Below are 6,263 nucleotides of genomic sequence, written 5' to 3' on the forward strand. Positions count from 1 at the left end.
CGCCATCGCGGAAAAGCGCGATTTGTCGGGCGCGCCCGCATTCACCTTGGCCGCGGCGAGATACAGCAAGGCGCGCGCCGCTTCCAGATCGGTCGCCATGTCGGCCAGCATGAATTGCGTGTTTTGGAATTCCGAAACCGGCTGCCCGAACTGCTGGCGTTCCTTCGTATACTTCACCGACTCGTCGAGGCAGCGCTGCGCCCCGCCGAGCGAACACGCGCCGATGTTCAACCGGCCGCCGTCCAGCCCCGCCATCGCGAAGCGGAAGCCGTCGCCCTCCGCGCCGACGCGGTTCTCGACCGGCACGCGGCAATCCTCGAAGATCACCTGCGCCGTGGGCGAGGCGTTCCAGCCCAGCTTGCGCTCCGGCGCGCCGAACGACAGGCCGGGCGTGTCCTTCTCGACGACGACGCAGGAAATGCCCTTCGACTTCTCCTCGCCGGTGCGGACCATGCACACGTACAGGTCGTTGTAGCCCGCGCCGGAGATGAACTGCTTCGTGCCGTTCAGGACATAATGGTCGCCGTCGCGACGCGCGCTGGCCTTCAGCGCGGCGGCGTCGGAGCCGGAGCCCGGCTCGGTCAGGCAATAGCTGGCGATCTTCTCCATGCCCACGAGGCTGGGCAGGAAGCGGTCCTTGATCTCCTGCCCGCCGAAGCGGTCGATCATCCACGTCGCCATGTTGTGGATCGAGATGTACGCGCTGGTCGCGGGACAGCCATAGGCCATCGCCTCCATGATGAGCGCGGCCTCCAGCCGGCCGAGGCCGATCCCGCCCGATTCCTCCCCGACGTAGATCGCGCCGAAGCCAAGCTCGCCCGCCGCCTTCCACACATCCACGGGGTAATGCCCCTTCTCGTCCCACTCGGCCGCGAAGGGCGTGATGCGGTCCGCGGTGAAGCGGCGCGCGAGGTCCTGGATCTCGCGCTGGTCGTCGGTGAGGTCGAATTGGTTGGTCATGCGGGTTTCTCTAACGGAAGACGACGGTGCGCGCACCGTTCAGGAGGACGCGGCGTTCGGCGATCCAGCCGACCGCGCGGGCAAGCACCTGCGCCTCGATATCGCGGCCGATCGCGATCAGGTCGCCGACGGTGGCGCGATGGTCGACGCGCTCCGCCGCCTGTTCGATAATCGGCCCCTCGTCCAGGTCGGTGGTGACGAAATGCGCGGTCGCGCCGATCAGCTTCACCCCGCGCGCGTGGGCCTGATGATAGGGGCGCGCGCCCTTGAAGCTGGGCAGGAAACTGTGGTGGATGTTGACGCAGCGCCCCGCCAGCGCCTCGACCAGCGTGGGCGACAGCACCTGCATGTAGCGGGCGAGGACGATCAGGTCCGCCCGCGTCTCCTCCACCAGCCGCAGCAACGCCGCCTCCTGGCCTGCGCGGGTATCGGCGGCGACGGGCAGGTGGTGGAACGGCACCCCGTGCCATTCGGCCAGCCCGCGAAGGACGTCGTGGTTCGATACCACCGCGACCGGATCGATCGCCAGCGCGCCGGTCGACCAGCGGTGCAGCAGGTCGTTCAGGCAATGCGACGTCGTCGAACAGGCGATCAGCACGCGCGGGCGCGTGGCGGCGGGCACCAGCGACAGGTCGAGCGCGAACCGCGCCGCCACCGCGGCGAGCCGCGCGGACGGATCGCCGTCGGCCGCGAACAGCACGCGCATGAAGAAGCGGCCGGATTCCAGATCCGCATATTGCTGGCTGTCGAGGATGAAGCCCCCCGCCGCCGCGAGTTCGCCCGTCACGCCCGCGACGATCCCGACGCGGTCGTCGCAGGTGAACGTCAGGATCCAGCGGTCCCCCGCGATCATGCCGTCAGCATCGCTGATACCGGATCGGGGCCGCGCCCGCGTCGGTCCGCACCATCGCGGTGCTCCCGCCTTCCAGCTTCCATTCCGTGCGCTTCTGCCACGTCTGCCCCTCGCCGCTGAACCGCAGGTCCACGGTGACCGCGTAGGTCGACCGGCTCACCACGTCGACCACCGTCGCGCGCGATTCCCAGAAGCGGATGCGATCGGCATCGATATTGATCCGGCCGGTAGCGGCGGTATTGGCCAGCTCGCAATCGTCGGGGGTGATCCCCCAATAGCCCTGGAAATCCTTCGGCAAGGCGCGGTCGCGGGCGGCGTTTTCCGTCGGCGTGCCGACCGGCACGCCCGACCGGGCGGTCGTTGCCGTACCGTTCTGCGCCACCGCGCGGTCGATCGCCGCCTGCGCCTCCGCCTCGCGCTCCGGCACCGCCACGTTGCCGTAATCCGACCCCGCCCCCGAACAGGCGGCGAGGATCAGCGGGAACATCATGGCGGCACGGATCATACGACGTCTCCCGGCCCTATCCCATCGTCGGGATCACGAAGGCGTTGGCCGCATCGCCCGTAGCACCATCGGGCCACCGTTGTGTGACGGTCTTCACCTTCGTCCAGAACTTCACGCCTTCCATGCCGTGCTGGTTGGTGTCGCCGAACGCGCTGCGCTTCCATCCGCCGAACGTGTGATAGGCGACGGGCACCGGGATCGGCACGTTGATGCCGACCATGCCCACGTTCACCCGCGCCGCGAATTCGCGCGCCGCGTGGCCGTTGCGGGTGAAGATGGCGACGCCGTTGCCGTATTGATGATCGCTGGGCAATCGCACCGCGTCCTCGAACGTCTGCGCGCGGACGATCTGGAGCACGGGGCCGAAGATCTCATCCTTGTACGCGCTCATGTCCGGCGTGACGCGATCGAACAGGGTCGGGCCGACGAAGAAGCCTTCCTCATGCCCCTGCAACGTGAAGCCGCGGCCGTCGACCACCAGCTCCGCGCCCTCGTCGACGCCGGTCTGGATCCAGTCCTCGACGCGCTTCTTGTGCGCGGCGTTCACGACCGGGCCGTAATGCGCCTCCGCATCGGTCGATACGCCGACGCGCAACGCTTGAATCGCGGGGATCAGCTTCTCGCGCAGCGCGTCCGCGGTCTTCTCGCCGACCGGCACCACCACCGGCAGCGCCATGCACCGCTCGCCCGCCGAACCGAACGCCGCGCCCGACAGGTCGGCGACGACCTGGTCCAGGTCCGCGTCGGGCATCACGATGCCGTGGTTCTTCGCGCCGCCCATCGCCTGCACGCGCTTCCCCGCCGCCACGCCGCGGCGATAGACGTAATGCGCGATGTCGCTGCTGCCGACGAAGCTGACCGCGCTGATCGCCGGATGGTCCAGGATCGCGTCGACCATGTCCTTGTCGCCGTGGACGACCTGCAAGATACCCTCGGGCAGCCCCGCCTCGATGAACAGTTCGGCCAGCCGCACCGGCACCGACGGATCGCGCTCGGACGGCTTCAGGATGAACGCGTTGCCCGTCGCGATCGCGACGCCGCTCATCCACAGCGGGATCATCGCGGGGAAGTTGAACGGCGTGATGCCCGCACCGATGCCCAGCGGCTGGCGCATCGAATAGACGTCGATGCCCGGCCCCGCGCCTTGGGTATATTCGCCCTTCATCACGTGCGGGATGCCGCAGCAGAATTCGATCACTTCCAGCCCGCGCTGGATATCGCCCTTGCTGTCGGCGATGACCTTGCCGTGTTCGGAACTGAGCAAGGTCGCCAGTTCGTCCATGTTCTTCTCGACCAGCGCCTTGAAGGCGAACATCACGCGCGCGCGCCGCTGCGGATTGGTCGCCGCCCACGCGGGCTGCGCGGCCTGCGCCGCCGCGATCGCGCGGTCCAGGTCGGCTTGCGTGCCCAGCACGACGCTGGCCTGAACCTTGCCCGTATTGGGGTCGAAGACGTCCCCGTATCGGGCTTCGCCCGCAGGCGACGTCCGTCCGCTGCCGCCCGCTCCGCCGACGATGAAATGGTCGATCTGCCGCATCATGCTCTCCTGTGTCCCGCGGCTCTGACCCCACGGGACTTTGCAGGCAAGCGGCAATTCTGCATAGGTTGCCTGCAATGATGCAGCCCCTCCCTTGGAACGACCTTCAGGATTTCCTCGCCGTCGCCCGCGCAGGACAGATCGCGCGTGCCGCCGCGCATCTCGGCGTGGACGCCACCACCGTCGGTCGCCGCCTGCGCCGGCTGGAGGCACGGCTGGGGCGCACCCTGTTCGAGCAGACCCGCGAGGGACAGGTGCTGACCGAGGCGGGGGAGACGCTGCTGGCGCAGGTCGAGGCGATGCAGCATGCCGCCGACCGGATCGACGCGCGCCCCGATTCCGGCGCGCTGTCGGGGTTGCTCCGCGTCAGCGTGTCGGAAGGGTTCGGCACGTGGCTGGTGGCGCAGCACCTGCACGATTTCGCCGCGCGGCATCCCGCGCTGACGATCGACCTGGTCGCCTCGTCGGGCTTCCTCAGCCCGTCGAAGCGGGAGGCGGACCTGGCCGTCCTGCTCGCCCGCCCCGCGCAGGGGCCGGTGGTCGCCAGCAAGCTCGCCGACTACGCGCTGCACCTGTACGCCAGCGCCCATTATATCGCGCGGCATGGCGCCCCGACTCACGCGACGCTGGCGCGCGACCATCGGCTCGTCGGCTACATCCCCGACCTGCTCTACTCGCCCGAACTGCGCTACCTGCGCGAGGTCGATGCGGACCTCGCGCCGCGGCTGCGATCATCCAGCATCAATGCGCAGGCGCGACTGGTCGCCAGCGGCGCGGGCGTCGGCGTACTGCCGCATTTCATTGCGGGGGCGGACCCGGCGCTGGTGCGCGTGATGCCCGATGTCGCGATCACGCGCGCCTTCTGGCTGGTCACGCATCGCGACACGCGCCAGCTGCGCCGCGTCCGCGCCTTCCGCGCGTGGCTGGTGGACCTGGTGACGCGCCACCGCGCGCAGCTGTCCGGGGATCAGCCCGTCGCCGCCAGCGCGCCCGCCGCCGCGAACCCCGCCAGCGCGAGATAGCCGAGCACGCTCGCCAGCCCCTCCTTGCGGAAATCGACGAAGCGCCGCTCGTCCAGCCAGCGCGCGCCCTCCGGCGTCTCCTTCACCGCGCCGAACGCGATCATGCGGTCGATCAGCTTCGCCTCGCCCGCGTCGAAGGCGATCGTCGTGGCCGTCGCGCGCGAGACCGCGCCTGCGGCGCGCAGCCGGGTCGCGACCGCATTGCGCGTCTGCGTGGCGCGGTCGCCCGCCTGCTTCAATCGTTGCTTCACTTGCGTCGTCCCTGATGGCGGATGTTGGCGGGTCGGCCCCGATGCTTGATGACGCGCGCGCGTCCCCGCGCCGGCGCCGCGGGCTCGATGCGCCGGTCGGGCAGTTCGAAGCGCAATGCACCCGACACCGGGTTCGCCTCGACCAGCCGCAGGTCAAGCCGCTGCCCCTGGGCGTAGACGTCGCCGCTGTCCTCCCCCACCAATTGCCGTGCGCCTTCGTCGAAGCGGAAGTATTCGCCGCCCAGGTCGCGGACGGGCATCAGGCCGTCGCCCCCGATCCCCTCGACCCGCGCGAAGAAGCCGAAGTTCGTGACGCCCGTGATCCGCACCGGCATGACCTCGCCGGTCCGTTCCGACAGATAGGCGGCGACATAGCGGTCCAGCGTGTCGCGCTCCGCCTCCATCGCGCGGCGTTCCAGCGCACTAATCGCCTCGCCCGCGCGCTCGAAATCCTCGTTCCCCTTCAGGCCGCCGGGGCCGAGCGCATAGGCGCTGACCAGCGCGCGATGGACCATCAGGTCGGCGTAACGGCGGATCGGCGAGGTGAAATGCCCGTAGCTGCCCAGCGCCAGCCCGAAATGGCCGAGGTTCGCGGGCGCGTAATAGGCCTGCGTCTGCGTGCGCAGCACCTGCTCCATCACCTGCGGCCGGAAATCGGCGTCGCCGACGCGATCGAGGATGTGGTTGAACGTCGCGGGGCGCACGACCTGCCCCAGCGCGAAGGCGACGTCGTAGGTGGCGAGATATTCCTTCAGCGCGACCAGCTTCTCCCGCGCGGGCGGTTCGTGGACGCGATACATGACCGGCGCCTTCTTCGCCTCCAGCGCCTTCGCCGCGGCGACGTTGGCGGCGATCATGAAATCCTCGACCAGCCGGTGCGCGTCCAGCCGCTCGCGCGGCGCGACCGACAGCAGGCGCCCCGCGTCGTCGAGGATCACGCGCCGTTCGGGCAGGTCGAGCTCCAGCGGCGCCCGCCGGTCACGCGCGGCGGCGAGCGCGCGCCAGCAGGCCCAGAGGGGAAGGAGGACGTCTCGCGCGAGATCCTCCCCGGTACGGGGAGGGGGACCGTCCGCAGGACGGTGGAGGGGGGCGTCCACGGGCGGTGCGCCCTGTGGCACTCCCCCCCCCCCCCCCC

The 6,263-nt window shown here is 69.8% G+C and carries 7 protein-coding genes; 1 reads left to right on the plus strand and 6 read right to left on the minus strand.

From position 1 onward, the window contains the following. The 4 genes from ASG29_RS12895 to ASG29_RS12910 all read right to left on the minus strand — a co-directional run. Positions 1-960, minus strand: a 960-nt coding sequence (locus ASG29_RS12895; RefSeq protein WP_235532906.1) for an acyl-CoA dehydrogenase family protein, incomplete at its 3' end; no start/stop codon positions are given. A 10-nt stretch (positions 961-970) separates the two neighbouring features. Next, entirely contained in the window at positions 971-1,813 is an 843-nt protein-coding gene (gene purU / locus ASG29_RS12900) for a formyltetrahydrofolate deformylase (protein WP_055984569.1), read from the minus strand. Positions 1,814-1,817: 4 nt separating this feature from the next. Next, positions 1,818-2,318, minus strand: coding sequence for a hypothetical protein (locus ASG29_RS12905; RefSeq protein WP_055984573.1), 501 nt, complete (start codon positions 2,316-2,318; stop codon positions 1,818-1,820). Positions 2,319-2,334: 16 nt separating this feature from the next. Next, on the minus strand, positions 2,335-3,855 hold the full coding sequence (locus ASG29_RS12910) for a CoA-acylating methylmalonate-semialdehyde dehydrogenase (RefSeq protein WP_055985621.1): 1,521 nt from the start codon (positions 3,853-3,855) through the stop codon (positions 2,335-2,337). A gap of 80 nt (positions 3,856-3,935) precedes the next feature. On the opposite strand from ASG29_RS12910, the gene ASG29_RS12915 reads away from it, so the two are divergent. After that, on the plus strand, positions 3,936-4,877 hold the full coding sequence (locus ASG29_RS12915; protein WP_055985625.1) for a LysR family transcriptional regulator: 942 nt from the start codon (positions 3,936-3,938) through the stop codon (positions 4,875-4,877). Here the strand turns inward: ASG29_RS12915 and ASG29_RS12920 are convergent. Together ASG29_RS12920 and ASG29_RS12925 are read right to left on the minus strand one after the other, a co-directional pair. Next, positions 4,823-5,128 carry a hypothetical protein gene (locus tag ASG29_RS12920; RefSeq protein WP_055984577.1) on the minus strand — a complete coding sequence of 102 codons (306 nt, stop codon included), beginning with the start codon at positions 5,126-5,128 and terminating at the stop codon, positions 4,823-4,825. The two genes, ASG29_RS12915 and ASG29_RS12920, sit on opposite strands and share 55 nt — an antisense overlap. Further along, the gene (locus tag ASG29_RS12925) at positions 5,125-6,225 is read right to left on the minus strand and encodes an RNB domain-containing ribonuclease (RefSeq protein WP_414884639.1); all 1,101 of its coding nucleotides are present in this window, start codon (positions 6,223-6,225) and stop codon (positions 5,125-5,127) included. Before ASG29_RS12925 ends, ASG29_RS12920 begins: the two co-directional genes overlap by 4 nt. Positions 6,226-6,263: the final 38 nt, after the last annotated feature.

Origin of the sequence: Sphingomonas sp. Leaf412, assembly GCF_001425405.1 — a bacterium.
GTDB lineage: Bacteria > Pseudomonadota > Alphaproteobacteria > Sphingomonadales > Sphingomonadaceae > Sphingomonas.

Bases quoted from the DNA above. Each gene is read 5' to 3' on its own strand.
- purU (WP_055984569.1), bottom strand. From the start codon at position 1,813: ATGATCGCGGGGGACCGCTGGATCCTGACGTTCACCTGCGACGACCGC.
- ASG29_RS12905 (WP_055984573.1), bottom strand. From the start codon at position 2,318: ATGATCCGTGCCGCCATGATGTTCCCGCTGATCCTCGCCGCCTGTTCG.
- ASG29_RS12910 (WP_055985621.1), bottom strand. From the start codon at position 3,855: ATGCGGCAGATCGACCATTTCATCGTCGGCGGAGCGGGCGGCAGCGGA.
- ASG29_RS12915 (WP_055985625.1), top strand. From the start codon at position 3,936: ATGCAGCCCCTCCCTTGGAACGACCTTCAGGATTTCCTCGCCGTCGCC.